The following is a 25,868-nucleotide window of genomic DNA, read 5'->3' on the forward strand; positions in this document are numbered from 1 at the left end:
TGCCACACTGTATTTGAAGGACAACGGCGTCGTCATCCGGCCTTGCAAGCGTCCGGATACGGCGCCTTTTTTTGTGGAAAGGTGATGCGCGATGAATGAAATTCCAGCCAACCCCCTGGCCTGGGTCAATGGCAGCGATGCCCCGGAAAAGAGCGCGATCAATCTTGGCTTCATGGCCTTGAGCGACTGCGCGCCGCTGGTGGTGGCCGCCACCCAGGGCTTCGCCCAGCCTTACGGGCTGACTTTGAACCTCAAGCGCCAAGCGTCCTGGGCCAACCTGCGGGACAAGCTGGTCAGTGGTGAAATCGATGCCGCCCACAGCCTGTATGGCCTGATCTACGCGGTGCACCTGGGCATCGGCGGGGTCGCGCCGACCGACATGGCGGTGTTGATGGGGCTGAACCAGAACGGCCAGAGCATCAACCTTTCCCATGGCTTGCAGGCCCAAGGCGTGACCAGTCCTGAGGCACTGGAACAACATGTGCACCAAACTCGCCCGAAACTGACTTTCGCCCAGACCTTCCCCACTGGCACCCACGCCATGTGGCTCTATTACTGGCTCGCCGCTCAAGGCATCCATCCGCTGTCGGATGTCGACAGCGTGGTGGTACCGCCGCCGCAAATGATCGCCCACCTGCAGGCCGGACGGATCGACGGGTTCTGCGTGGGCGAGCCGTGGTGCGCCAGTGCGGTCAAACAGAACCTGGGCTTCACCCTGGCGACGACTCAAACCATCTGGCCCGATCACCCGGAAAAAGTCCTCGGCTGCACCCGTGCATTCGTCGAGCAATACCCCAATACCGCCCGCGCACTGGTGATGGCGATCCTGCAAGCCAGTCGCTTCATTGAGCAAAGCACCGAGAACCGCCGCAGCACCGCACAACTATTGAGTGCCCCCGAATACCTGGACGCGCCGCTGGATTGCATCGAGCCGCGCCTGTTAGGGATTTACGCCGACGGGCTGGGCAACAGCTGGCAGGACCCTCACGCGATGCGTTTCCACGGCAACGGCGAAGTGAACCTGCCCTACCTGTCCGATGGCATGTGGTTCATGACCCAGTTCCGCCGCTGGGGCCTGTTGCGCGAAGACCCGGATTACCTGGCCGTGGCGCGGCAAGTCCAGCAACTCACGCTCTACCGTCAAGCCTGCGCGGCACTGGACATCGCCGCCCCCCGCCAGGACATGCGCAGCAGCCAATTGATCGACGGCACCATCTGGGACGGCTCGGATCCGGCCGCTTATGCCAAAAGCTTCAAACTGCACGCTTTGAGCGATGCGGCTCCCCTCTTCGCCAGCCGCTGACAGGAGCCACGACCATGCTGCGTATCCTGCTGATCAACGACACCGCGAAAAAAGTCGGCCGTCTCAAAGCGGCCCTGATTGAGGCCGGGTTCGAAGTCATCGATGAATCCGGATTGACCATCGACCTGCCGGCACGCGTCGAAACAGTGCGTCCGGACGTGATCCTGATCGATACCGAGTCACCCGGACGCGATGTCATGGAGCAAGTGGTGCTGGTCAGCCGCGACCAGCCACGACCGATCGTCATGTTTACCGACGAGCACGACCCGGATGTAATGCGCCAGGCGATCAAATCGGGCGTGAGCGCCTACATCGTCGAAGGCATCCACGCCGCGCGCCTGCAACCGATCCTCGACGTGGCCATGGCGCGCTTCGAAAGCGACCAGGCCCTGCGCGCCCAGCTTCTGGCCCGGGACCAGCAACTGGCCGAACGCAAACGCATCGAACTGGCCAAGGGCATGCTGATGAAGATGAAAGAATGCAACGAAGAACAGGCCTACACCCTGATGCGCCGCCAGGCCATGAGTCGCCAGCAGAAGCTGATCCAGGTGGCCGAGCAGATCATTGCGATGAATGAGCTGCTCGGCTGAAAGCCTTGCAGCGCCTGGCCCGGCGCTATCGCGAGCAGGCTCGCTCCCACAGATCCTGTGGCCACTGGAACTCCAATGTGGGAGCAGGCCCGCTCCCACAGGTTTCATGGCCACTGAAGATCCACTGTGGGAGCGAGCCTGCTCGCGATAGGTCTCACACTGCTCCCCTGTTGGCACAGTTCTCGCTTTAGCAAAGCCACAGGTAACCAACGGCGGTTGCCCCACCTACGACAAAGACGTCGCACACCCTCCTCGCCCCCTGGCGATTCGGGTTGCGGCGTTTTTTTGTTTTGATCCCACAGTCCGGGGTCGGTGGTGCAGCCACAGGCGGCGCACTGCTTCAAGGCACTGACTCATTTCTCGAGACTTTTACAGCTGAGGTGCGCGATGAATTCAAGCTTCTGGAAATCCGGCCACACCCCGACACTGTTCGCGGCCTTCCTCTATTTCGACCTGAGTTTCATGGTCTGGTACCTGCTCGGTCCACTGGCGGTGCAGATCTCTGCCGACCTGCACCTGACCACCCAGCAACGCGGCCTGATGGTGGCTACGCCGATCCTGGCCGGTGCCGTGCTGCGCTTGTTCATGGGCCTGCTCGCCGACCGGATTTCACCGAAAACCGCCGGTATGGTCGGTCAGGTGATTGTGATCGGTGCACTGTTCTGTGCCTGGAAACTGGGCATCCACAGCTACGAACAAGCCTTGCTGCTGGGACTGTTCCTCGGCGTGGCCGGTGCTTCATTCGCCGTGGCCCTGCCGCTGGCCTCCCAGTGGTATCCGCCACAGCACCAGGGCAAGGCCATGGGCATTGCCGGCGCTGGTAACTCGGGCACCGTACTGGCTGCGCTGATCGCCCCGGTGATGGCGGTGGCATTCGGCTGGAGCAACGTGTTCGGTTTCGCGCTGATCCCGCTGATCGTGACCCTGATCCTCTTTGCCTGGCTGGCCAAGAACGCTCCCGAGCGACCAAAAGCCAAATCCATGGGCGACTACCTCAAGGCCCTGGGCGACCGGGACAGCTGGTGGTTCATGTTCTTCTACAGTGTGACCTTCGGCGGCTTCATCGGCCTGGCCAGCGCACTGCCCGGCTACTTCAACGACCAGTACGGCCTGAGCCCGGTGACCGCCGGTTACTACACCGCCGCTTGCGTCTTCGGGGGCAGCCTGATGCGTCCACTGGGCGGCGCCCTGGCGGATCGTTTCGGTGGCATTCGCACCCTGTTGGGCATGTACACCGTGGCCGCTGTCTGCATCGCGGCAGTGGGCTTCAACCTGCCAAGCTCCTACGCGGCCCTGGCCTTGTTCGTCTGCACCATGCTCGGTTTGGGTGCGGGCAACGGCGCGGTATTCCAACTGGTGCCACAACGCTTCCGTCGCGAGATCGGCGTGATGACCGGATTGATCGGCATGGCCGGCGGCATCGGCGGTTTCGCCCTGGCGGCAGGCATGGGCGCGATCAAGCAAAGCACCGGCAGCTATCAACTGGCACTGTGGTTGTTCGCCAGCCTCGGCGTCCTGGCCTGGTTCGGCCTGTACGGCGTCAAGCGTCGCTGGAGGACCACCTGGGGTTCGGCCGCTGTCACCGCGGCTCGGGTATAAATAGCCTCCATGAGCCTGCAACTGAGTTTTGCCGAAGCCAGTGCCATTGGCCCTCGGGAAGAAAACCAGGACGCCCTGCGCCTGGTGACCCCGGCGCCGGCCCTGGCCGCGAGCAAGGGGTACCTGTTCGCCATCGCCGACGGTGTGAGCCAATGCGCCGATGGCGGGCTGGCCGCCCGTTCGACCTTGCAGGCCCTGGCCCTGGACTACTATTCCACGCCGCAAACCTGGGGTGTGGCCCAAGCGCTGGACCGGCTGTTACTGGCCCAGAATCGCTGGCTGCAAGCCAACGGGGGCGGGCAACCGCTGCTCACCACCGTCAGCGCGCTGGTCCTGCGGGGCCGGCGCTTCACCCTGGCCCACGTGGGCGATTGCCGGGTCTACCGCTGGCACGACAATCATCTGCAGCGGGTCAGTGAGGATCACGTCTGGGAACAACAGGGCATGCAGCACGTGCTCAAGCGTGCCCTGGGGCTGGATCAGCACCTGATCCTGGACTTCCTCGATGGCGAACTGCGCACCGACGAGACCTTCGTACTGCTCAGCGATGGCGTCTGGGCGGTTCTGGGGGACACGGCCATCGCCGGTATCCTTCGCGACCAGCCGGACCTGGACATTGCCGCGCAAACCCTGGTCAACGCTGCGCACCTGGCCGGCAGCCAGGACAACGCCAGCGCACTGCTGGTGCGGGTCGATGCGGTGGGCGAAGCGAGCATTGGCGATGCGCTGGCCCAGTTGCAGCAATGGCCCCTTCCCCCGGCATTGAAACCGGGGCAAGTGTTCGAGGGCTGGCAGATCGAAAGCCTGCTCGGCCAGAGCCAGCAATCGTTGCTCTACCGGGTACACGATGGCCAGGGCCAACCGTGGTTGCTGAAAACCTTGCCGGGGCATCTACGGGACGATACTCAGGCCGGGCAGTCGTTGCTGTCGGAAGAGTGGTTCCTCAGGCGGGTCGCCGGGCGGCAGTTTCCGGAAGTCCACGGCGTTCCCCAGCGTCAGCATTTGTACTACGTCATGCGGGAATATTCGGGCAAGACCCTGGCCGAGCTGTTCAACCAGGGCGGCCCGTTGCCTCTGCCCCAGTGGCAGGACCTGGCGCAGCGGCTGGTGCACGCGGTGGGCCTGTTGCATCGAAGACAGATCTTTCACCGCGATATCAAGCCGGAGAACCTGCACCTGGGCGAGGATGGGGAACTGCGCTTGCTGGATTTCGGACTGGCGTACTGCCCGGGATTGTCCGAAGACCAGGCCAACGTGCTGCCCGGCACGCCCAGCTATATCGCCCCGGAAGCCTTCGGGGGTGCGCCGCCGACGGCGCAACAAGACTTGTATGCGGTCGGCGTGACTTTGTATTTCCTGCTCACCGGACACTATCCCTACGGCGAAATCGAGGCGTTCCAGCGACCGCGCTTTGGCATACCGGTCAGTGCCCATCGCTATCGACCGGACCTGGCCGAATGGCTTGGGCAAAGCCTGGAGCGTGCCGTGGCGGCGGATCCTGGGCAACGCTTTGAAACCGCCGAGGAATGGCTGTTACTGCTGGAACAGGGCGAACGGCGCAGCTTGAGCGTCAGGCCTCGGCCGCTACTGGAAAGGGAGCCGCTGAAGGTCTGGCGCACGTTGGCGCTGGTGTCTTTGGTGGTGAATCTGGTGCTGCTGTATTTAGCGTTTCATGGCTGAAACCCAGTCGCGTCTATCGCGAGCAGGCTCGCTCCCACAGGTTTTGTGTCCACCGCAGATCCAATGTGGGAGCGAGCCTGCTCGCGATGGCGGCCTGATGGTCCCTGCAACTGCGCCTGCGGGACGCTCCATTACCGGGCAACACGCTTTGATTCGGTGCAATAAATCCCGCTCCAATCCGCACAACCCGCCTCCCCTCCAATAAATCCGCGCCCTCAAGCCAGTTGGCACAACCACTGCATAACCTCTCTCACCATACATAAAGCAACGCCTCCAACGATGAGGGCGGTGCTTCCCGAGAGAACGGGACAAGGACAAAGGCGTCCTCGCTAGGCAACTAGCGGGACGCCTTTTTTTGTTTTCGTAAAAGTATCGAGCCAGTCCGAGCACCGTGATGAACCGGGCCTGAGCTTGTGGAGAACCCTGATGAAGAAACTCAAACTGGTGATGATCGGCAACGGCATGGCCGGGGTTCGAACCCTCGAAGAACTGCTCAAGCTGAGCAATGAGCTATACGACATCACGGTGTTCGGCGCCGAGCCTCATACCAACTACAACCGCATCCTGCTCTCGCCCGTGCTCGCCGGGGAGCAGACGTTTGAAGAGATCGTGCTCAACGACCTGAGCTGGTACCTGGACAACAACATCAAGCTGCTGCTCAACCGCAAGGTCGTGGAGATCGACCGAGTCAAGCGCCGGGTCATCGCCGAGGACGGCAGCGAAGCCGAATACGACCGTCTGCTGATCGCCACAGGCTCCACGCCATTCATCCTGCCGATCCCCGGCAACACCCTGGAGGGCGTCATCGGCTACCGCGACATCGCCGACACCCAGGCGATGATCAACACCGCCAAGACCCACAAACACGCCGTGGTGATCGGCGGCGGGTTGCTCGGCCTGGAAGCCGCCAACGGCTTGAAACTGCGGGGCATGGACGTGACAGTGGTGCACCTGGGTGAATGGCTGCTGGAGCGTCAGTTGGACAAGACCAGCGGTCAGTTGCTGCAAACCGCCCTGGAAAATCGCGGGCTGAAATTCCGCCTGAGCGAACAAACGCAAGCCCTGCACGACGCCGGCAATGGCCGGGTCGGCTCGGTGCAATTCAAGAACGGTGACATCATCCCGGCCGATCTGGTGGTGATGGCCGCCGGTATCCGCCCCAATACCGAACTGGCGGAAAAGTCCGGCATCCCTTGCAACCGCGGGATTCTGGTCAACGACACGATGCAAACCTACGACCCGCGCATCTATGCCATCGGTGAATGTGCCAGCCACCGTGGAACCGCCTACGGCCTGGTGGCACCGCTGTTCGAGCAAGCCAAGGTCTGTGCCAACCACCTCGCGCAACTGGGCTTCGCCACCTACAAGGGGTCAGTGACCTCGACCAAACTCAAAGTCACCGGCATCGACCTGTTCTCCGCCGGGGATTTTATGGGCGGCGAAGGCACCGAGACCATCACCCTTTCCGACCCGATTGGTGGCGTCTACAAAAAACTGGTGATCAAGGATGACGTGCTGGTCGGCGCCTGTCTGTACGGCGATACGGCAGACGGTGGCTGGTATTTCCGTCAGATCCGTGAGAACCACACCATCAGCGAGATCCGCGATCACCTGATGTTTGGGGAAAACGCCCTGGGAGACGTAGGACATCAGGGCCAGGACAAAGCCATGAACATGGCCGACACCGCCGAAGTCTGCGGCTGCAACGGCGTGTGCAAGGGCACCATCGTCAAGGCGATCCAGGAGCATGGGCTGTTCAGCGTCGATGACGTAAAAAAACACACCAAGGCCGCCAGTTCCTGTGGCTCCTGCGCCGGTTTGGTGGAGCAGATCCTGATCAACACCGTGGGCGGCGCGGCGGACGTCAAACCGAAAAGCGAAAAAGCCATCTGTGGTTGCAGCGATCTCAACCATGGGCAGATTCGCCAGGCGATCCGCGACCAGCATCTGCTGACCATCGCCGCAACCATGAGCTACCTGAACTGGCGCACCCCGAACGGCTGCGCCACCTGCCGCCCGGCGCTCAACTACTACCTGATTTCCACCTGGCCCGGCGAAGCGCACGACGATCCGCAGTCGCGCCTGATCAACGAGCGTGCCCACGCCAACATCCAGAAAGATGGCACTTACTCCGTCGTCCCGCGGATGTGGGGTGGCGTGACCAATCCGTCTGAGCTGCGGCGCATTGCCGATGTGGCCGACAAATACAACGTGCCGATGGTCAAGGTCACCGGCGGCCAGCGTATCGACTTGCTAGGGATCAAAAAGCAGGACCTGCCCGGAGTCTGGAAAGACCTGGACATGCCGTCCGGCCACGCTTATGGCAAATCCATCCGCACCGTAAAAACCTGCGTAGGAAGCGAGTTCTGCCGCTTTGGCACGCAGAACTCCACCCAATTGGGAATCGAGCTGGAGCACGACCTCTTCAACATGTGGTCGCCCCACAAAGTGAAGCTGGCCGTTTCCGGTTGCCCCCGCAACTGCTCGGAAGCGGGCATCAAAGATGTCGGCATTATCGGCGTCGATTCCGGCTGGGAGATGTACATCGGCGGTAACGGCGGGATCAAGACTGAGGTCGCCGAATTCTTCGTCAAACTCAAGACCGCCGAAGAAGTGCGCGAATACAACGGCGCATTCCTGCAGTTGTACCGCGAAGAAGCCTTCTACCTCGAACGCACCGTGCACTACATGCAACGGGTCGGCATGGAGCACATCAAGAAAGCGGTACTTGAAGATCCACAACGACGCAAAGACTTGCATGACCGCCTGAAGTTCTCCCTGTCGTTGGAACAGGACCCCTGGAAAGAACGCCTGGAACAGCCCCAGCTGAAGAAAGAGTTTGAAGTCATCACCGTGAAAAACCTGGAGGTACCGGCATGAACTGGCTGGATATCTGCGCACTGGAAGAGATCAACGCCCTGGGCTCGCGCATCATCAATGGCCCGAAAGGCGATATCGCGATTTTTCGTACCAGCGACGATGAGGTTTTCGCACTCGATGACCGCTGCCCGCACAAGGGTGGCCCGCTGTCCCAGGGGTTGATCTATGGCAAGCGCGTGGCCTGCCCGCTGCACAACTGGCAGATCGACCTGGAAACCGGCCAGGCCCAGGCCCCGGATGTGGGTTGCGCTCATCATCATGCGGCGCGGGTCGAAAACGGCCGGGTGATGCTGGCATTGCGGGAAGCAAGCTGATGAGCCGTCAAACCACCGCCTCGACCTGCTGTTATTGCGGGGTCGGTTGCGGCGTGCTGATCGAACATGACGACGAGCGCATCCTCGGCGTCAGTGGCGATCCCGCCCACCCGGCCAACTTTGGCAAACTGTGCAGCAAGGGTTCGACCCTGCACCTGACCGGCGACCTCGCCGCGCGCGCCTTGTATCCCGAACTGCGCTTGGGCAAGGGCCTGTCCCGCGCCCGCACCGATTGGGACAGCGCGCTGGATCACGCGGCCAGCATCTTCGCCGATACCATCGCCGAACACGGCCCCGACAGCGTGGCGTTCTACATCTCCGGGCAACTGCTGACCGAGGACTACTACGCCTTCAACAAACTCGCCCGGGCACTGGTGGGCACCAACAACATCGACAGCAATTCCCGGCTGTGCATGTCCTCGGCGGTGGTGGGCTACAAGCGCAGCCTCGGTGCCGACGCCCCGCCCTGCAGCTATGAAGACCTGGAGCTGAGCGACTGTGTGATGATTGTCGGCAGTAACATGGCCTACGCCCATCCGATCCTGTTTCGCCGCCTCGAGGACGCCAAGTCCCGCCGACCACAGATGAAAATCATCGTCATCGACCCACGGCGTACCGACACCTGCGACCTTGCCGACCTGCATCTGGCGATCCTGCCGGGCACCGATGTCGCCTTGTTCCATGGGATTTTGCACCTGTTGTTGTGGGAAGACTGGGTCGACCGCGGCTTCATCAAGGCCCACACCGAAGGCCTGGCGGACCTCAAGAACCTGGTGCGCGACTACACCCCGGCCATGGTCGCCCAGATCTGCGGCATCAGCGTCGAGCAACTGCACCAGTGCGCCGAATGGGTCGGCACGTCGCCCAGCTTCCTGTCGTTGTGGTGCATGGGCTTGAATCAGTCCACCGCCGGCAGTGCGAAGAACAGCGCGTTGATCAACCTGCACCTGGCCACCGGGCAAATCGGCCGGCCGGGCGCCGGGCCCTTCTCGCTGACCGGTCAGCCCAATGCCATGGGCGGTCGGGAAACCGGTAGCTTGTCGAACCTGCTGCCGGGTCATCGCGACGCCGCCAACGCCGAACATCGCGCCGAAGTCGCTCGCTACTGGGGTGTTGAGCAATTGCCCGCGACCACGGGTTTGAGCGCCATCGAACTGTTCGAACAGGTTCGCAGTGGCAAGATCAAGGCACTGTGGATTGCCTGCACCAACCCCGCGCAGTCGATGCCTGACCAGACGGCGGTCCGGGAAGCCCTGCAAGCTTGTCCATTCGTGGTGCTGCAAGAGGCCTTCCGGACCACCGAAACCGCCGCGTTTGCCGACCTGCTGCTGCCAGCGGCCAGTTGGGGCGAGAAAGAAGGGTCGGTGACCAATTCTGAACGGCGTATTTCCCACGTCCGCCGGGCGATTGCCGCACCGGGTGAGGCACGGCCGGACTGGGCAATTACCGTGGATTTCGCCCAACGCCTGGAGAAACGCCTGCGCCCGGGTCAACCCAGCCTGTTCGCCTTTGAAACTCCGGCCCAGTTGTTCGATGAATACAAGCAACTGACCCATGGCCGCGACCTGGACTTGTCCGGTATCAGCCATGCCCTGATCGATCAACTCGGTCCTCAGCAATGGCCCTTCCCGCAAGGCGCCAGCAGCGGAACACCGCGCCTGTATCTGGACGGGATTTTTCCTACCGACAATGGCCGCGCGCGGTTTGTCGCAGAACCGTATCGCGCCGCCAAAGAGTTGCGCGACGCCCGCTACCCATTGACCCTCAACACGGGTCGCCTGCGGGACCAATGGCATGGCATGAGCCGCACCGGCACCGCAGCACAATTGTTCGGCCATGTGAACGAAGCCGTGCTCAGCCTGCACCCTGACGAACTGCTTCGCCATCGGCTGCAAGCCGGTGACCTGGTCAGCCTCAAGAGCCGTCGTGGCGCCGTGATCGTGGCGGTGGACAGCGACGACAGCGTGCGCCCCGGGCAGGCGTTTCTGCCCATGCACTGGGGCGATCGCTTTCTCAAGGGTGGGGTCAATACCCTGACTCAACCGGCCTTCGACCCTCTGTCAAAACAGCCGGAACTCAAACACAGCGGCGTGCGCCTGGAACCGGTGAACCTGCCCTGGCAGCTTTTCGCCCTGGTCGAAGGCGATGTTCAACAGCACTTGGAGACTTTGCGACCACTGTGCGAGGCGTTTGCCTACGTCAGCCTGAGCCTGACTGGGCGCGAACGTCCCGCGTTGCTGATTCGCGCGGCCAGCGCCGTCGCCCCCGAACCGCAGTTGCTGCAGGCGATCGACGAGCAATTGGGGCTGATCGAAGGGCCAGTGCTGGCCTATGACGACCCGCGTCGTTCCATCGGTAAACGGGTGCGAATCGAGAACGGTCGCATCACCGCCATTCGCCTGGCCGGCGAAACCCTGGCCCGCCACTGGCTGCAAAACCTCTGGCTGGAAGGCCGCGCCGATGAGCAGTTGCGGCGCTGGCTGCTGGCGCCTTTGAGCGCCCCACCAGGCAATGCCGGTGCCGCCGTTGGCGGCAGCAAAACACTGTGCAACTGCATGAACGTCAGCCAGCGTGCGATCTGCGCCGGCATTGAACGTGGCCTGGACTTGCAGGGGCTGAAACAGGAACTGGGCTGCGGCACGCAATGCGGCTCCTGTGTACCGGAAATCAAACGCCTGCTGGTTGCCACCGCGCAACCGGTGGCCGCTGTCTCGTGAGGAAAACACTATGAACGCAAAAGTCTGGCTGGTGGGTGCAGGTCCTGGCGACCCTGAATTGCTGACCCTCAAAGCCGTGCGCGCCTTGGGCGAAGCCGACGTGGTGTTGATCGACGATCTGGTCAACGATGCGGTGCTGGAGCACTGCCCTGGCGCGCGGATCATCGCCGTCGGCAAGCGCGGCGGATGCCGTTCCACGCCACAGGCTTTTATCCATCGGCTGATGCTGCGTTATGCCCGCCAGGGCAAATGCGTGGTGCGCCTCAAGGGCGGCGACCCGTGCATCTTCGGCCGGGGCGGCGAAGAGGCGCAGTGGCTGCGCGAGCATGGCGTCGAAGTGGAACTGGTCAATGGCATTACGGCCGGCCTCGCGGGTGCGACGCAATGTGATATTCCGCTGACGCTGCGTGGGATTGCCCGGGGCGTGACGCTGGTCACCGCCCACACCCAGGACGGTAGCAGCCTGAACTGGCAAGCCTTGGCACAAAGCGGGACCACCTTGGTGGTGTACATGGGGGTGGCGAAACTGAGCGAGATCCGCGAGCAACTGCTGGCCGGAGGCCTGGCGGCGGACACGCCGGTGGCGATGATTGAAAATGCCTCCCTGCCCCATCAGCGCGACTGTCGCAGTGACCTGACCTCGATGGAGGCCGATGCAGGCGCATTTCAACTCAAGAGCCCGGCGATCCTGGTGATTGGCGAGGTAGCCAGAGCTGCTGAGCTGGCAGGAGCGCAACCGGCCTGGGTCCAGGCTTCGGCGCTATAGCACAGACACCAGCAAACCTGTGGGAGCGAGCCTGCTCGCGATGGCGGTGGATCAGCAACATTGATGCTGACTGACACACCGCCATCGCGAGCAGGCTCGCTCCCACAGTTTTTTGTGTTTCTCCAGCCCCGCCCCTGATTTTCATAAATCGCAGGCAAAGAAAAGCCCGGCCTAAGCCGGGCTTTTCCAAAGCTGTGGGCTAATTACTTAGCTTCGGCTTCAACCTGCGCTTCTACGCGACGGTTAACAGCACGGCCAGCGTCAGTAGCGTTGTCGGCAACTGGGCGGGATTCGCCGTAGCCAACAGACTGAACGCGGGACGATTCAACACCGTACTGGTTGGTCAGGACTTGCTTAACGGCGTTTGCACGACGCTCGGACAGAGCCTGGTTGTAAGCGTCAGGACCGACGGAGTCAGTGTGACCTTCAACAGTAGTGGTGGTGGATGGGTACTGCTTCATGAAATCAGCCAGGTTCTTGATGTCGCCGTAGCTGTTATCTTTAACGACCGCTTTGTCGAAGTCGAACTTGACGTCCAGCTCAACACGTACGACTTCAGCAACAGCCGGGCAGCCATCAGCGTCAACGGTTACGTTGGCTGGGGTGTCAGGGCACTTGTCGACGTTGTCGCACACGCCATCGTTGTCGCTGTCGGAGCAGACTTCAGCCGGAGCTGGAACTGGAGCAGCAGCAGGCTTGGAGCCGCCACCGAAGTTCACACCGATACCGACGCTTGGAGCCCACTCGGTGTCGCCCTGGTCGATGTTGTACTGAGCTTCAACGCCGGCACGGGCGTAGAAGTTGTCAGTGAAGTACAGCTTGGCACCGCCGCCAACGTTGGCGAAGGTGGAGCCGTTGCGACCGCTACGGCCGTTCTGACCGATGCTCTGATCGGAGAAACCAGCCGATACGTAAGGACGCAGCATGTCGCCTGGGTTGTTGAAGTGGTACAGAGCGTCCAGAGCGGTGTTGGAGCCCTTGATGTTACGACCGTCTTCGGCACGTGCGTTGTGCACTTCGTCGTAGGCCAGACGCAGTTCTACGTCGTCGGTCAGGAAGTAACCAATCGAGCCGCCGAACAGGTTGCCGTTGTTCTTGAAGTCGCGAGCGCTGTCGAACATTTCTTTCTTGGCGAAGCCTTCGATTTCAACTGCGCCTTGGCCTTGTGCCAGAGCGCCGAACGAAGTGGCAGCAATCAAAGAACCAATGGCAAAGCCCAAGGTGTTTTTCAGTTTCATCCGTTAAATCCCCATCTGGTGATTGTAAAGCAGTCCCGCAAACCGGGGGACAACTCGGCGACAAGTCTATCAGAACTTGCCTACACGTAAGAGATATTTGCGCCGAACTAAGTTTCAGCAATACCCGCAAATTTCTCACGCAATTTATCAAGAGCGCGCTTGTAACGCATTTTTGTCGCGCTCAACCCCATGTGCATTATGTCTGCGATCTCTTGGAATTCCAGCTCTGCGACAAATCGTAGCACCAGAATTTCCCGGTCGATCGGGTTCACATGGACAAGCCAGCGATCCAGCCCACCCTTTTCCTCTGGTTTGGGCGCCTTTTCTTCAGACGCTTCCTCCAGAGGATCCAGGCTCAAAGCATCCATCAAGCGACGCTTTCGCCGTTCCTTGCGGTACTGCGTGATGCATTCGTTGTACGTGATGCTATAGAGCCATGTCTTGAACTTCGATTTCCCCTCGAAGTTCTTCAGGCCATACAGCACCTTCAACATCACCTCCTGACAGACATCGTCAGCATCACGATCGTTCCCCAGATAACGCGCACAAACGTTAAATAATGTTCTCTGGTAACGGCGCATCAATTCTTCGTAAGCACGCGTTACGTGGAAAAGTTCCGTATGCGCGCGCGCGACCAACTCCTCATCGGAGAGATCACGGGGGTCGTAGCGCGTGGATAGCGATTGGGGTTTGTTCAAAACAAGTCGGGCCGACAGTCTAGGTCAATGTGCGCCGCAGCCTGCGTTAACGGGCATTTTGCGGCGGCATACATTAGCAGGGTTTGCCGGGTTAGCGGCTACTCACATGCTGTTCCAGTAGGATCCGATTGGAGAGCGATACCAATTCACCCTCCTCGGTCAGCAATGTGGTCTTCACCGTGCCGATCTCTTCGATCTGGCCTTCGACCTCGCCAACACGCACTTGTTGCCCAACCTCATACAATTCACGCACATAGATTCCCGCAAGAATCTGGCCGGCGATTTCCCGGCTTCCCAACCCCATTGCCAGCGCAACCGCCAGACCAACGGTAATCAATACGATGACGATCACATGGTTGAGCAGGTCAGTCTTGACCTCCAACTGGCTGATCGCGACCGAAATACTGATGATGATCACCAGGCCCTGGGCAATTCGCCCCAAGCCCTGGGCGTAGTCAAGCCCGACACCTTCGGCCGCGCCGCGCACCAGCCCGTTGGCCAATTGCGCCAGCAGAACGCCCACCAGCAATACCAGCGCGGCACCGAAAACCTTCGGCAAATACAGCGCAAGCATATCGAGCGTAGCTGAAACTCGCTCAAGGCCCAGGGATTCAGCGGCAGAAACCAGGAAAATCAGCAGAACGAACCAGTAGACGATCTTGCCGACCAAGGTCGAGATCGGAACCTGAATGCCACCGCGCGACAGCAGCTTGGTCAGGCCGGTGCCGCCCATCAGGCGGTCGAGCCCCAATTTGGCGAGCAGTTTTGAAAGCAGGGTGTCCAGCAGCTTGGCCACCACGAACCCCAACAACAGCACCACCAGGGCGCCGAAGAGGTTGGGGATGAAATTAGCCACCTTGGTCCACAACGCGGTCATTGCCGTGACGAGGCTCTGGGTCCAGAGATCAAGTTCCATATTCAATCAGCCTTATCAGCGGTGCGAGTAACAGGTTTACGACGGGAAACCGGCGAAACGTGGGCCGACCCGTTATTCAGGGCGATCATCAGCGCGGGCAACCAGCGGCCCAGCAGGCTGAACAGATCGCCGGCGCCAACCTGGCGGTTGGCGGTTTTCAGTACACGTCCCAGGCATGCATCGTCGTCCCGGCTGGACGGCGAAGCCTTGAGCATGTCGCGCAAAGACTGTTCAAACGGATCGTGCATACGCACCTCTCGTGATGTCTGTGAAAGACGCGATCAAATTTCGGCAGGTCACATGGCGCCCCGTCAAACCCAGCGCAAACGGCGGAACAGCCACCACTGACCGAGGGCCACGCCGACCATCAACAGGCATGCAACCAGGAAGCCATAAGGGCTTTCGGAGAACGGAATACCGCCGACGTTGATGCCCAAAAGACCGGTGAGAAAACTCATCGGCAGAAAAATCCCGGTGATGATGCCGAAGCGGTACATGGTGCGATTCATACGCACCGACAGACGCCGGTCCTCGGCCTCCAGCACAAGCCCCACGCGCTCTCGGGTCAATTCCAGCTCTTCGAGGTAGCGGGTCAGGCTGTTGTTCAATTCATTCCAGTAATCGCCATCATCCTCGACAAACCACGGCAGTTTGAGCCGTGTCATCTGGCCGAAAATATCCCGCTGGGGGGCCAGGAACCGCTTCAGCCCGGCCGCCCTTCTGCGAATGTGCAAAATGGCATCATGCTCGGGGGTATACCGTTCGTCGGTATCAATCTTTTCTTCTTCGCTATCGACGATTTCCGAGAGCTGGGTGACCAGATCCTGCACCTTGTTGGTCAGGTACTGCGCCATATAAAGGATGAGTTCCGACGCAGTCCTTGGCCCCTCGCCCTCGGCCAGTTGCGTCAACAGTTCATCGGTGGCGCGCAACGGACGCAGGCGCAGGGAGATCACTCGCTGGGGGGACGCGAAGATCCGCACCGACACCATGTCCTCCGGTTCTGCGCCCGGATTGAGGTTGACGCCGCGCAGAAACAGCAGCAGTTCGGCGTTGGGCAGCGGCAACAGGCGCGGCCGGGTGTTCTCCTCCAGCAGCAGGTCGCAGTTGAATTCGCTCAGGCCACTGGACTTGCGCAGCCAGGTGTGGGTTTGCGGATGACTGCGATCCCAGTGCAGCCACAAGCTTTCGTGGGCCTGTAACTGCAAATCGTCGAGTTCTGTCCGGGCTATCGAACGCGCGCCACCATTACCGTCCAGCACCAGGGCATGCACCAGCCCCCATTGCGCGTTTTCTTCCTCGAACATCCTCATCCCTTATGGCTTTGACGCTTCATTCAGGCATTTTCAGCGGGCTGGGCGACACAATCACGCCGTTGTTGTCCGCATAGACATACTCGCCTGGACGAAACGTCACGCCGGCAAAGGTCACCGCGACATTGAGATCGCCGATGCCACGCTTGTCGGTTTTCATCGGATGGCTGGCCAGGGCCTGGACACCAAGGTCTGTCTGGGCGATGACGTCGACGTCGCGGATGCAACCGTAAATCACCAGCCCTTCCCAGCCGTTTTTCGCGGCTTTTTCGGCCAGCATGTCACCCAGCAATGCCCGGCGCAGTGAGCCGCCGCCATCGACCACCAACACTTTGCCGTTGCCCTTGAGTTCCACCTGCTCCTTGACCAGGGAGTTGTCCTCGAAGCACTTGATGGTCACGATTTCGCCGCCGAAGGAATCGCGGCCACCGAAATTGCTGAACATCGGCTCCAACACTTGCACCAACTCCGGGTAGGCGTCGCACAGGTCGGGCGTGAGGTAATGGTTCATTGAACAACTCCTGTAAAGGCTGGAACGTCAGGCTGAGTGAGCAACCGTTTGTGACCGGAACCGCGTATCGCGTCATATCTTAGCCGCAAGCCGACAAGAGCGAAATGCCCTTGTCAGAGCCTTCGCTTCAAACCGCTTCGGCCAGCCTGGATGGATCCGCCAGTAGCGGTGCATGCTGATCTGCCAGCCAACGCGCCACCAGCGGCCAGACCTCAGCATGGGCCGCTTTGCTGACCAGCATCTCGACATGGCCGAAATCGTCGGTAAAGCCCTGCTCCCGGCCCAGGCAGACAAACTGCTTGTGCGCAGAGCCGACCTGCTCGAAGAGTTTGCGGCAAGCCCAGGTCGGATCCTGCTGGTCGCCGGCCGCGCTCACCGCCAGTATCGGCACCTGCACATCGGCCAGCCCCGCCCACCAGTTCTTCTGCGCATCACCAAAACGCCCGAACAGGCCATACCAGCGCATGCTCTCCAGCGCCAGGCCGATGGGCTCGTCCTCCGGGCCGCGCTTGAGCCGCGAACCGGACAACTGGGCAAAACGCTTGAGAATGAAACGTCCGCTCCATTCCACCGGCGGGATCTTCAGCGGCCAATAGGTGCGGCTGACCTGGGTGCCAAAAAACGCCGCCGAAGCCACCGCCGGCTCGCCCAGATAGTGACCGCCCAACGCCGCCGCCAGGGTGATGCCGCCCAAAGAGTGGCCGATCCAGTGTGGCACCTGCCCGCTCTGCTCACGCACGAAGGCACCGATGGCCGGCAGGTCGTAACGAGCGTAATCGGCCACGCGGTTCTTGCGGTAGTCGTGATTGCGCTGGGACAGGCCATGACCGCGCATTTCGGGAATCCACACGTCAAAGCCCAGCCGCGCAAGATAGGCCCCCAGTCCCAGGCCCTTAGGCGAATACCAGAAGCGCCGGTTGGAAAAACTGCCGTGCAGCAGGATCACGGGAACGCCGCGAACCTCGCTGCCGTCGGCCATGCCCAGTCGGGTGACGGCCAGTTCAACGCTGTAGTCCGGGCTGTTGCCGGGCTTCAGACGATAGACGTCTTCGCTCAGATCACCACGCCGCTCGGCGCTGATCAGGGCGACAGGAAAAAGGTTGCTGCTGCTTTGCATAATGCTCTTGCACAAAAAAGGGCGGCATCCGCCTGGAGCCCGCCCTACTTCAATCAAAAGGGGCTGCCGCGCAACCTGTGGGAGCGAGCCTGCTCGCGATGGCGGTGGATCAGCAAATCAACGTTGACTGACACTCCGCCATCGCGAGCAGGCTCGCTCCCACAAGGGCTGCGCTCACCGACTGACATCAGCCGGTGAGGCCCCTTCACTCGATCAGACCGCAGCCTGACCTTCAGCCAGGAAGAACCAGGTCTCCAGCACGGAGTCGGGGTTCAACGAAACGCTTTCGATGCCCTGCTCCATCAGCCACTTGGCCAGGTCCGGGTGGTCCGAAGGGCCCTGACCGCAGATGCCGATGTACTTGCCGGCCTTGTTGCAGGCGGCAATGGCATTGGCCAGCAGCTTCTTGACCGCCGGGTTCCGCTCGTCGAACAGGTGCGCGATGATGCCGGAGTCACGGTCCAGGCCCAGGGTCAGCTGGGTCAGGTCGTTGGAGCCGATGGAGAAACCGTCGAAGAATTCAAGGAATTCTTCAGCGAGGATCGCGTTGGACGGCAGCTCGCACATCATGATCACGCGCAGGCCGTTGTCACCACGGGCCAGGCCGTTTTCCGCCAACAGGTCGACAACCTGGCTCGCTTCGCCCAGGGTGCGCACGAACGGCACCATGATCTCGACGTTGGTCAGGCCCATCTCGTTGCGCACACGCTTGAGGGCGCGGCACTCGAGTTCGAAGCAGTCACGGAACGATTCGCTGATGTAACGCGAAGCGCCTCGGAAGCCCAGCATCGGGTTTTCTTCTTCCGGCTCGTAGAGCTTGCCGCCAATCAGGTTGGCGTATTCGTTGGACTTGAAGTCCGACAGGCGCACGATGACCTTTTTCGGCCAGAACGCAGCCGCCAGGGTGCTGATGCCCTCCACCAGTTTCTCGACGTAGAAACCGACCGGATCGTTGTAACCGGCAATGCGCTTGTCGACGCTGTCCTTGATCTCCGGCGGCAAGCCGTCGTAGTTCAGCAACGCCTTGGGGTGCACGCCAATCATGCGGTTGATGATGAATTCCAGGCGGGCCAGGCCCACACCCGCGTTCGGCAGTTGCGCGAAGTCGAAGGCGCGATCCGGGTTGCCGACGTTCATCATGATCTTGAACGGCAGGTCCGGCATGGCGTCCACGGAGTTCTTCTTGATGTCGAAGCCCAGTTCGCCTTCGAAGATATAGCCGGTATCGCCTTCGGCGCAGGACACGGTGACGCCCTGGCCGTCCTTGAGCAACTGAGTGGCGTTGCCGCAACCGACCACAGCCGGAATGCCCAGTTCACGGGCGATGATCGCCGCGTGGCAGGTACGTCCGCCGCGGTTGGTGACGATGGCGCTGGCGCGCTTCATCACCGGTTCCCAATCCGGGTCGGTCATGTCGGAAACCAGCACATCGCCGGCCTGGACCTTATCCATCTCCGAGACGTCCTTGATGATCCGCACCTTGCCGGCGCCGATGCGCTGGCCGATGGCACGGCCTTCCACCAGCACGGTGCCGGTTTCCTTGAGCAGATAGCGCTCCATGACATTGGCCTGGGTACGGCTCTTCACGGTTTCCGGACGGGCCTGCACGATATACAGCTTGCCGTCGTCACCGTCCTTGGCCCATTCGATGTCCATCGGGCACTTGTAGTGCTTCTCGATGATCATCGCCTGCTTGGCCAGCTCGCTGACTTCGGCGTCGCTCAGGCAGAAGCGCGCGCGCTCGGCCTTGTCCACGTCGACGGTCTTGACCGAACGACCGGCCTTGGCTTCGTCGCCGTAAATCATTTTGATGGCCTTGCTGCCCAGGTTACGGCGCAGGATGGCCGGACGACCGGCTTCCAGTGTGCCTTTATGGACATAGAACTCATCCGGGTTCACCGCGCCTTGTACGACGGTTTCACCCAGGCCGTAGGCGCCAGTGATGAACACCACGTCACGGAAACCCGACTCGGTGTCGAGGGTGAACATTACCCCGGCGGTGCCGGTTTCGGAGCGGACCATGCGCTGAACACCGGCAGACAGGGCGACCAGTTTGTGGTCGAAGCCCTGATGCACACGGTAGGAAATGGCACGGTCATTGAAAAGGGAAGCGAAGACTTCCTTGGCGGCACGGATGACGTTTTCCACGCCACGGATATTCAGGAAGGTTTCCTGCTGGCCGGCGAAGGAGGCATCCGGCAGGTCTTCGGCGGTGGCCGAGGAGCGCACGGCGACGGCAACGTCGGGATTGCCTTCGGACAGTTTGGCGAAGGCGGTGCGAATTTCGGCGTTCAGCTTCTCGGGAAACTCGGCTTCCATGATCCATTGGCGGATCTGGGCGCCGGTCTTGGCCAAGGCGTTGACGTCATCGACGTCCAGGGCATCGAGCGCGTCGTGGATCTGTTTGTTCAGGCCGCTCAGTTCCAGAAAGTCACGATAAGCCTGAGCCGTCGTGGCGAAGCCACCTGGCACCGATACGCCGGCACCGGCGAGGTTACTGATCATCTCGCCCAGGGATGCGTTCTTGCCCCCCACATGCTCTACATCATGGACGCCGAGCTTATCGAGGGAAACTACGTACTCTACCAAGGTGATCTCTCCACTAACTGTGTTGGAAAAGCTCAAGGCACCGGTGGCTCCAGGGGAGCGAATACCGGCGATATGGCCTGGACCTGGAAAATAAGTGAGAATGCGGGCCACTGGCGGCCGGCAAATCGCGCCTATCATATCCAAGAATCGTCACTAGCTCACTAGGGCCCAAGGCGCAAATGAAACGATCTGCTTTCTTTATCTCCGACGGCACCGGCATTACAGCCGAAACACTGGGCCAAAGCCTGTTGGCGCAATTCGAAAACATTACCTTCGCCAAATTCATACGTCCGTACATCGACAGTGTCGACAAGGCGCGGGCCATGGTACAGCAAATCAATAAAGCCGCCGAAACCGACGGTTTCCGCCCGATTATCTTCGATACCATCGTCAATCAGGACATCCGTGAGATTCTCGCAACCTCCAATGGTTTCATGATCGACATTTTTTCCACCTTCCTGGCGCCTCTGGAGCAGGAGCTGAGCGAGCATTCCTCCTACTCGGTCGGCAAGTCCCATTCCATTGGTCATAACTCCAACTACATGGAGCGCATCGAGGCGGTCAACTTCGCCCTGGACAACGATGATGGCGCCCGTACGCATTATTACGACAAGGCCGATTTGATCCTAGTGGGTGTGTCGCGCTGTGGTAAGACGCCGACGTGCCTGTACATGGCGATGCAATTTGGTATCCGCGCGGCCAACTATCCGCTGACCGAGGACGACATGGAGCGCCTGCAACTGCCCAGCGCCCTGCGCGCCCACCAGCACAAGCTGTTCGGTTTGACCATCGATCCGGATCGCCTCACTGCGATCCGCAACGAGCGCAAGCCCAACAGCCGCTATTCGAGCTACGCCCAGTGCGAATTCGAAGTGCGCGAGGTAGAAAACCTGTTCCGGCGGGAGAACATTCCCCACATCAACTCCACGCATTTTTCCGTGGAAGAGATTTCGGCGAAGATCCTGGTGGAGAAAGGGGTGGAGCGGCGGTTCAAGTAAACCCGCAACAACACAAAACCCTGTGGGAGCGAGCCTGCTCGCGATAGCGGTGGACCAGCAACATTAATGTTGGCTGGCACTCCGCTATCGCGAGCAGGCTCGCTCCCACAGGGGTTGAGGCGTTCTTACATGCTCTGCAATCAGTGAACCACAGCCACCTGCTCATCCATTTTCTTGCGCAGGCTCAAGGGACGCATGTCGGTCCAGACTTCTTCGATGTAGGCCAGGCAGTCCTTTTTGAAGCCGCTTTTGCCAACCGCACGCCAACCTTCGGGGATGGCTTTGTACTCAGGCCAGATCGAATACTGTTCTTCGTGGTTGACCACGACCTGAAAGACGATGTCCTCGCGGTCGAATACTGAAGTCATGGGTGTCTCTCCATCTTTGTTCGAGGTTCACTGCGGCGCGTGCGCAGCCAGGGTATGAAAGGAACGTTTGGAGCCGGGTGAAAATTAGGCTTGGGCAACGGCAGCCTTCAAGGCGCGTCCGAAAATTTCGGCAACCCGGTCGATCTCCGTCGCCGTGATGGTCAGCGGCGGCAGGAAACGCACCACGCCGCCCTGCCGGCCACCCAACTCCAGGATCAACCCACGTTTGAGGCATTCACGTTGCAACCGTGGCGCCAAGCGCGCATCTACCGGCGGGTGGCCCAAGGCATCCGGCATTCCGGCCGGGTCAACCAGTTCGACGCCAAGCATCAGCCCGCGTCCACGGATATCGCCCAGTTGCGCAAAATCCCGCTGCAGGACGTGCAGGTGTTCGCTCAAGCGATCGCCCATGGCGCTGGCGTGGGCCGGCAGGTTGTGTTCCACCAGATAACGCATCACCGCGGAACCGGCAGCCATGGCCATTTGATTGCCACGGAAGGTCCCGGCATGGGCTCCCGGCAGCCAGGTGTCGAGCCAGTCGCGATAAACCACCACCGCCAGCGGCAGGCTGCCGCCGATGGCCTTGGACAGCACCACCACGTCAGGAATGATGCCGGCATGTTCGAACGCAAACATTTTACCGGTGCGGCCAAAACCACTCTGGATCTCGTCGACAATCAACGCCACGCCCGCCTGCTCGGTGATGCGCCGCAACCCGCGCAACCAATCCAGATCGGCCGGTATGACCCCGCCCTCGCCCTGCACCACCTCGACGATCACCGCCGCCGGCAATTGCACGCCGGCCTCGGGGTCGGTCAGCAGGTTTTCCAGATAATGCAGATTGGCCTTCACCCCCGAGGCACCGCCCAAACCGAACGGACAACGGTAATCGTAGGGGTAAGGCATGAATTGCACGCCGTTGCCGAGCAAGGCGCCCAAGGGTTTCTTCGGTCCCAGGCTGCCCATCAGGCTCAGCGCCCCCTGGCTCATGCCGTGATAACCGCCCTGAAACGACAACACGGTGCTGCGCCCGGTGGCCGTGCGCACCAGTTTGAGGGCCGCTTCCACCGCATCAGTACCGGTAGGGCCGCAGAATTGGATCTTCGCCTCGGCGGCAAGGTCTGCCGGCAACAGGCCGAACAGGTCCTGGACGAAGCGATCCTTGACCGGCGTGGTCAGGTCCAGGGTATGCAAAGGCAACTCATCGCTCAGCACCTGCTGGATCGCCTCGATCACCACCGGATGGTTATGCCCCAGGGCCAGGGTGCCGGCCCCGGCCAGGCAGTCGATGAAAGTGCGACCCTCGACGTCCTCGACATACAAACCCCTGGCGCGCTTGAGGGCCAAGGGAATGCGCCGTGGATAGCTGCGGGCGTTGGACTCCTGCCGGCTCTGGCGGGCCAGCAGCGGCGACTCGTTGAATTGGTAGAGCGTCTCGGTCGGCGCGCAACTGACCCGCGCCGGCTGTGCTTCGATAAGACTATTGGCGACTGACATCTCTCGACCCCGCAATACACTGTAGTAGTGACCCAAATGGCACACCGGGCAGGTGCGCATCCGGTCGGGGCGCACGTGCAGGTTTCCTGTTGTGGAAACGCACCGGCGCGGCAAGGATTTACTCTGGAATCGAACTTTCCCCCGCAGGCTCGACCAGTGGCTTGTGCATGGCAATGGCGGTGACACCGCCGATGGCGAACGCCTCGGCGCTTTGCCTGAACCCCAGATGTCGATAGAACCCATGGCTGCTGCGCGTGCTGTTGAGGGTCGCCTGGACGACCCCGCGACCGCGCAACCACGCCTCGATGTCCCGTACCAGCGCTCGCCCGGCACCGCGGCGAAACCATTCCGGTTGCACATAGCAGAACGCGATTCGTCCTGAAACCGAGGCCATGGCGGTGCCCACCAGCCGCCCCTGCAAACGCGCCAGGGTCAGGCGCAACCTTGGGTCGAGCAGTAAGGGTTGTAGGTGAGCGAGGGTGTTGTGGCGTATCCAGGCTGCCACGATGCGCGGGTCGTTACGGTGTTCGGCGGCACATCCTAGGCGGATGGAGCGTTCGGCGATCCGGCTGATGATGCCGGCATCGCTGGGGGTGGCGGTGCTGATTTCAATGAGTGGTTCCATGGCGCGGTGTTCCTCAGTCCTTGAGTCGAGCTGAGAAAAACATAGCCTCGGATGAGGTGGGTGCGCCAATGGCAGGTCGTTACAACGGATGTATGCAGCTCCCCGGTAGACCTGGGTTAACCCACCTGTACAGGCATCGTCAATTCAACCCGCAATCCGTCCGGACGGCTGTCGAAATGCAGACCGCAACCACAACGCTGGACGATGGCCTGGACAATCGCCAACCCCAGTCCGCAGCCGGTGCTCTGGCCGTTGCGCCAGAAGCGCTGGGTCAGGTACTGGATATCGTCGGCGTCAATGCCGGGACCATGATCGCGAACCTGGAAGCGTACACGCTGGCCAATCATTTCCAGGCTCAATTGCACCTCGGTCCCGTCCGGCGTATGCCGCAAGGCGTTGTCCAGCAGATTGCGCAAGGCGGCGATGGAAAGCACCGCCGGCATTTGCACCGGCGCGTCGGACACCCCGGGTGCCAAATGCAGCTTGATCCGCTGGGGAGCGCCGCCGGTCGCATCCTGGATCGCCAGTCGCGCCACTTGCTCGGCGTTGCACTGCACGCCATCGTCGAACGACAGGCTGCCCTCGACCCGGGCCAGCAGCAACAACTGTTCGAGGGTGCGGTGCAAGCGGTCGGCGCCCTCCTCGGCCCGGGCCAGGGACTGATCGCGGGCGACGCCTTCGGTCATGCGCGCCACTTGCAGGTGAGTCTTGATGGCCGTCAATGGGCTGCGCAGTTCATGGGCGGCATCACCGGTCAGCCGGCGCTCGCGCTCAATAGTCTTGCCGATCCGCTGGAACAGCTGGTTCTGAGTCTCCAGCAACGGCCGCAGTTCACTGGGCAGCGGATGGATCTGCAACGGCTCCAGGGAGTCGGCATTGCGTCGCATCAATGCATCGCGCATGCGATTGAGCGGCGCCAGGCCCTGGCCAATGCCCAGCCATAACAGGCACAGGCAGCCCAGCAGCGCCACGCCGACCGGTACCGAGGCCGCCAACAGCACCGACATGTTCAAGGCTTCGCGTTCGATCTGGCGGTCGGCGGTGGTGATGCGCAAATCCCCTCGGGCCAGGGTGAAACTGCGCCAGGGCGCGCCGTCGATCATCTGGTCGTGAAAGCCCAGCTTCTCGGCTTCCAGGGTTTGGTCTGGAGTGCCATGGCTGCGGGCCAGGATCTCCCCCCGCAAGGAGCTGACCTGGCAAGCCATGCCCCCCGGAATGCTCACCTGCTCGGTTTTCAGGTGCGTGCCTTCCCCTTTGCTGGGCAATGGCATCTGTTCCAGCAGCCCGGCGACCATCCGCGCCGAAGCCACCAGCCGCTGGTCAAGGGAAAACATCATCTGGTTGCGCAGATCACTGAGCATCCACGCCGCCGCCAGGGCCCAGATCAGGGCGAAGGCCGCGCCGAGGGTCAGACTCAGGCGCAATCGCAGGCTCATCACTTGGAGGACTCCCCGCCGTCGGCCGGCCCCAGCCGATAACCCAGCCCGCGGACCGTCTCGACAATGCCATTGCCGAGCTTGCGCCGCAGGTGATGGATATGGACGTTGAGAGCGTTGCTTTCCAGTTCGTCATTGAACCCGTAGACACTGTCCTTGAGTTGCTCGGTGGACAGGACCCGACCGCGACTGTGCAACAGCGCCTGCAGCAATGACTGCTCACGCCGGGAAAGGTCCACCGGCTGTCCGCCGAGGGTGGTTTCCCGGCTGCTGGGGTCGTAAGTCAGGCGACCGTGCTCGATCAGATTGACGCTGCGCCCCGCCACGCGCCGTAGCAAGGTGTGCAGGCGCGCCGCGAGTTCACGCAGATCAAAGGGTTTGAGCAGATAATCATCGGCACCGGCCTGCAAGCCGTCGACCCGGTCGGTCACCGAGTCCCGGGCGGTGAGGATCAGCACCGGTATTTCCAGACCTTGCTGGCGCAATTGGCGCAACAATTTAAGGCCGTCCTCGTCGGGCAGCCCCAGGTCCAGCACCATGACGTCGAACCGGGCCACGCCAACCATCGCCCGCGCCGCCGACGCCGTGGCGACGTGTTCGACGGTCAGGCCCTGGGCCGTCAGCCCGGCGACGATCCCGCTGGCGATCAACTCATCGTCTTCGCAGACCAGTACGTGCATGGTAAGCCCCGTGGAAAAAGGTACATTAGGCCG

Annotated in this window: 22 protein-coding genes; 9 read left to right on the forward strand and 13 right to left on the reverse strand. The window is 61.4% G+C overall.

The genetic code is table 11. The features are described from left to right. Positions 1-91: 91 nt before the first annotated feature. The 8 genes from PSEUDOMOFG3G_RS17665 (at position 92) to cobA (ending at position 11,849) form a co-directional block, all read left to right on the forward strand. Positions 92-1,303 carry a CmpA/NrtA family ABC transporter substrate-binding protein gene (locus tag PSEUDOMOFG3G_RS17665; RefSeq protein WP_139050740.1) on the forward strand — a complete coding sequence of 404 codons (1,212 nt, stop codon included), beginning with the start codon at positions 92-94 and terminating at the stop codon, positions 1,301-1,303. Between the two features lie 14 nt (positions 1,304-1,317). Beyond that, positions 1,318-1,893: an ANTAR domain-containing response regulator gene (locus PSEUDOMOFG3G_RS17670; RefSeq protein ID WP_025212689.1), complete on the forward strand. Its 576-nt coding sequence runs from the start codon at positions 1,318-1,320 to the stop codon at positions 1,891-1,893. A 387-nt stretch (positions 1,894-2,280) separates the two neighbouring features. Next, the gene (locus PSEUDOMOFG3G_RS17675; protein WP_047227151.1) at positions 2,281-3,492 is read left to right on the forward strand and encodes a NarK/NasA family nitrate transporter; all 1,212 of its coding nucleotides are present in this window, start codon (positions 2,281-2,283) and stop codon (positions 3,490-3,492) included. Positions 3,493-3,501: 9 nt separating this feature from the next. Then, positions 3,502-5,172 carry a bifunctional protein-serine/threonine kinase/phosphatase gene (locus PSEUDOMOFG3G_RS17680; RefSeq protein WP_139050741.1) on the forward strand — a complete coding sequence of 557 codons (1,671 nt, stop codon included), beginning with the start codon at positions 3,502-3,504 and terminating at the stop codon, positions 5,170-5,172. A 426-nt stretch (positions 5,173-5,598) separates the two neighbouring features. Continuing rightward, positions 5,599-8,052: a nitrite reductase large subunit NirB gene (nirB, locus tag PSEUDOMOFG3G_RS17685; RefSeq protein WP_139050742.1), complete on the forward strand. Its 2,454-nt coding sequence runs from the start codon at positions 5,599-5,601 to the stop codon at positions 8,050-8,052. Further along, positions 8,049-8,366 (forward strand): nitrite reductase small subunit NirD, encoded by a 318-nt coding sequence (nirD, locus tag PSEUDOMOFG3G_RS17690; RefSeq protein WP_047227148.1) that lies wholly within the window; start codon positions 8,049-8,051, stop codon positions 8,364-8,366. The genes nirB and nirD overlap by 4 nt, the downstream gene beginning before the upstream one ends. Continuing rightward, entirely contained in the window at positions 8,366-11,083 is a 2,718-nt protein-coding gene (locus PSEUDOMOFG3G_RS17695) for a nitrate reductase (protein ID WP_139050743.1), read from the forward strand. Before nirD ends, PSEUDOMOFG3G_RS17695 begins: the two co-directional genes overlap by 1 nt. A 10-nt stretch (positions 11,084-11,093) precedes the next feature. Then, positions 11,094-11,849 carry a uroporphyrinogen-III C-methyltransferase gene (gene cobA / locus PSEUDOMOFG3G_RS17700; protein WP_047227146.1) on the forward strand — a complete coding sequence of 252 codons (756 nt, stop codon included), beginning with the start codon at positions 11,094-11,096 and terminating at the stop codon, positions 11,847-11,849. Between the two features lie 203 nt (positions 11,850-12,052). Here cobA and PSEUDOMOFG3G_RS17705 read toward each other — a convergent pair whose 3' ends face one another. The 8 genes from PSEUDOMOFG3G_RS17705 to ppsA form a co-directional block, all read right to left on the reverse strand. Next, positions 12,053-13,087: an OmpA family protein gene (locus PSEUDOMOFG3G_RS17705; protein WP_047227145.1), complete on the reverse strand. Its 1,035-nt coding sequence runs from the start codon at positions 13,085-13,087 to the stop codon at positions 12,053-12,055. Positions 13,088-13,194: 107 nt separating this feature from the next. Then, entirely contained in the window at positions 13,195-13,785 is a 591-nt protein-coding gene (gene sigX, locus PSEUDOMOFG3G_RS17710) for an RNA polymerase sigma factor SigX (RefSeq protein ID WP_042729583.1), read from the reverse strand. Between the two features lie 91 nt (positions 13,786-13,876). Then, on the reverse strand, positions 13,877-14,701 hold the full coding sequence (locus tag PSEUDOMOFG3G_RS17715) for a mechanosensitive ion channel domain-containing protein (protein WP_047227144.1): 825 nt from the start codon (positions 14,699-14,701) through the stop codon (positions 13,877-13,879). 2 nt (positions 14,702-14,703) lie between these two features. Then, on the reverse strand, positions 14,704-14,949 hold the full coding sequence (locus tag PSEUDOMOFG3G_RS17720; RefSeq protein WP_014337331.1) for a hypothetical protein: 246 nt from the start codon (positions 14,947-14,949) through the stop codon (positions 14,704-14,706). 63 nt (positions 14,950-15,012) lie between these two features. After that, positions 15,013-16,008: a zinc transporter ZntB gene (locus PSEUDOMOFG3G_RS17725; protein WP_047227143.1), complete on the reverse strand. Its 996-nt coding sequence runs from the start codon at positions 16,006-16,008 to the stop codon at positions 15,013-15,015. A 25-nt stretch (positions 16,009-16,033) separates the two neighbouring features. After that, positions 16,034-16,525, reverse strand: coding sequence for a ribonuclease E activity regulator RraA (gene rraA, locus PSEUDOMOFG3G_RS17730; RefSeq protein ID WP_047227142.1), 492 nt, complete (start codon positions 16,523-16,525; stop codon positions 16,034-16,036). A 127-nt stretch (positions 16,526-16,652) separates the two neighbouring features. Then, entirely contained in the window at positions 16,653-17,642 is a 990-nt protein-coding gene (locus PSEUDOMOFG3G_RS17735) for an alpha/beta fold hydrolase (RefSeq protein ID WP_047227141.1), read from the reverse strand. Between the two features lie 213 nt (positions 17,643-17,855). Then, positions 17,856-20,231, reverse strand: a complete 2,376-nt coding sequence (gene ppsA, locus PSEUDOMOFG3G_RS17740; RefSeq protein WP_047227140.1) for a phosphoenolpyruvate synthase — start codon at positions 20,229-20,231, stop codon at positions 17,856-17,858. Positions 20,232-20,410: 179 nt separating this feature from the next. Between ppsA and PSEUDOMOFG3G_RS17745 the strand changes: the two genes are divergently transcribed. Continuing rightward, positions 20,411-21,229: a pyruvate, water dikinase regulatory protein gene (locus PSEUDOMOFG3G_RS17745; protein ID WP_003199510.1), complete on the forward strand. Its 819-nt coding sequence runs from the start codon at positions 20,411-20,413 to the stop codon at positions 21,227-21,229. 140 nt (positions 21,230-21,369) lie between these two features. Here the strand turns inward: PSEUDOMOFG3G_RS17745 and PSEUDOMOFG3G_RS17750 are convergent, their stop codons facing one another. The 5 genes from PSEUDOMOFG3G_RS17750 to PSEUDOMOFG3G_RS17770 form a co-directional block, all read right to left on the reverse strand. Continuing rightward, a complete protein-coding gene (locus PSEUDOMOFG3G_RS17750) occupies positions 21,370-21,597 on the reverse strand; it encodes an MbtH family protein (protein ID WP_047227138.1) in 228 nt (75 codons plus the stop codon). 84 nt (positions 21,598-21,681) lie between these two features. After that, positions 21,682-23,094, reverse strand: coding sequence for an aspartate aminotransferase family protein (locus PSEUDOMOFG3G_RS17755; protein WP_047227280.1), 1,413 nt, complete (start codon positions 23,092-23,094; stop codon positions 21,682-21,684). A gap of 118 nt (positions 23,095-23,212) precedes the next feature. Beyond that, positions 23,213-23,719 (reverse strand): GNAT family N-acetyltransferase, encoded by a 507-nt coding sequence (locus PSEUDOMOFG3G_RS17760; RefSeq protein ID WP_139050744.1) that lies wholly within the window; start codon positions 23,717-23,719, stop codon positions 23,213-23,215. A gap of 116 nt (positions 23,720-23,835) precedes the next feature. Then, positions 23,836-25,158: an ATP-binding protein gene (locus tag PSEUDOMOFG3G_RS17765; RefSeq protein WP_107322189.1), complete on the reverse strand. Its 1,323-nt coding sequence runs from the start codon at positions 25,156-25,158 to the stop codon at positions 23,836-23,838. Beyond that, positions 25,155-25,835 (reverse strand): response regulator, encoded by a 681-nt coding sequence (locus PSEUDOMOFG3G_RS17770; protein ID WP_139050745.1) that lies wholly within the window; start codon positions 25,833-25,835, stop codon positions 25,155-25,157. The genes PSEUDOMOFG3G_RS17765 and PSEUDOMOFG3G_RS17770 overlap by 4 nt, the downstream gene beginning before the upstream one ends. Between the last annotated feature and the right edge of the window lie 33 nt (positions 25,836-25,868).

It is taken from the genome of Pseudomonas sp. FG-3G (genome assembly GCF_901007645.1).
GTDB classification, from domain to species: domain Bacteria; phylum Pseudomonadota; class Gammaproteobacteria; order Pseudomonadales; family Pseudomonadaceae; genus Aquipseudomonas; species Aquipseudomonas rhizophila.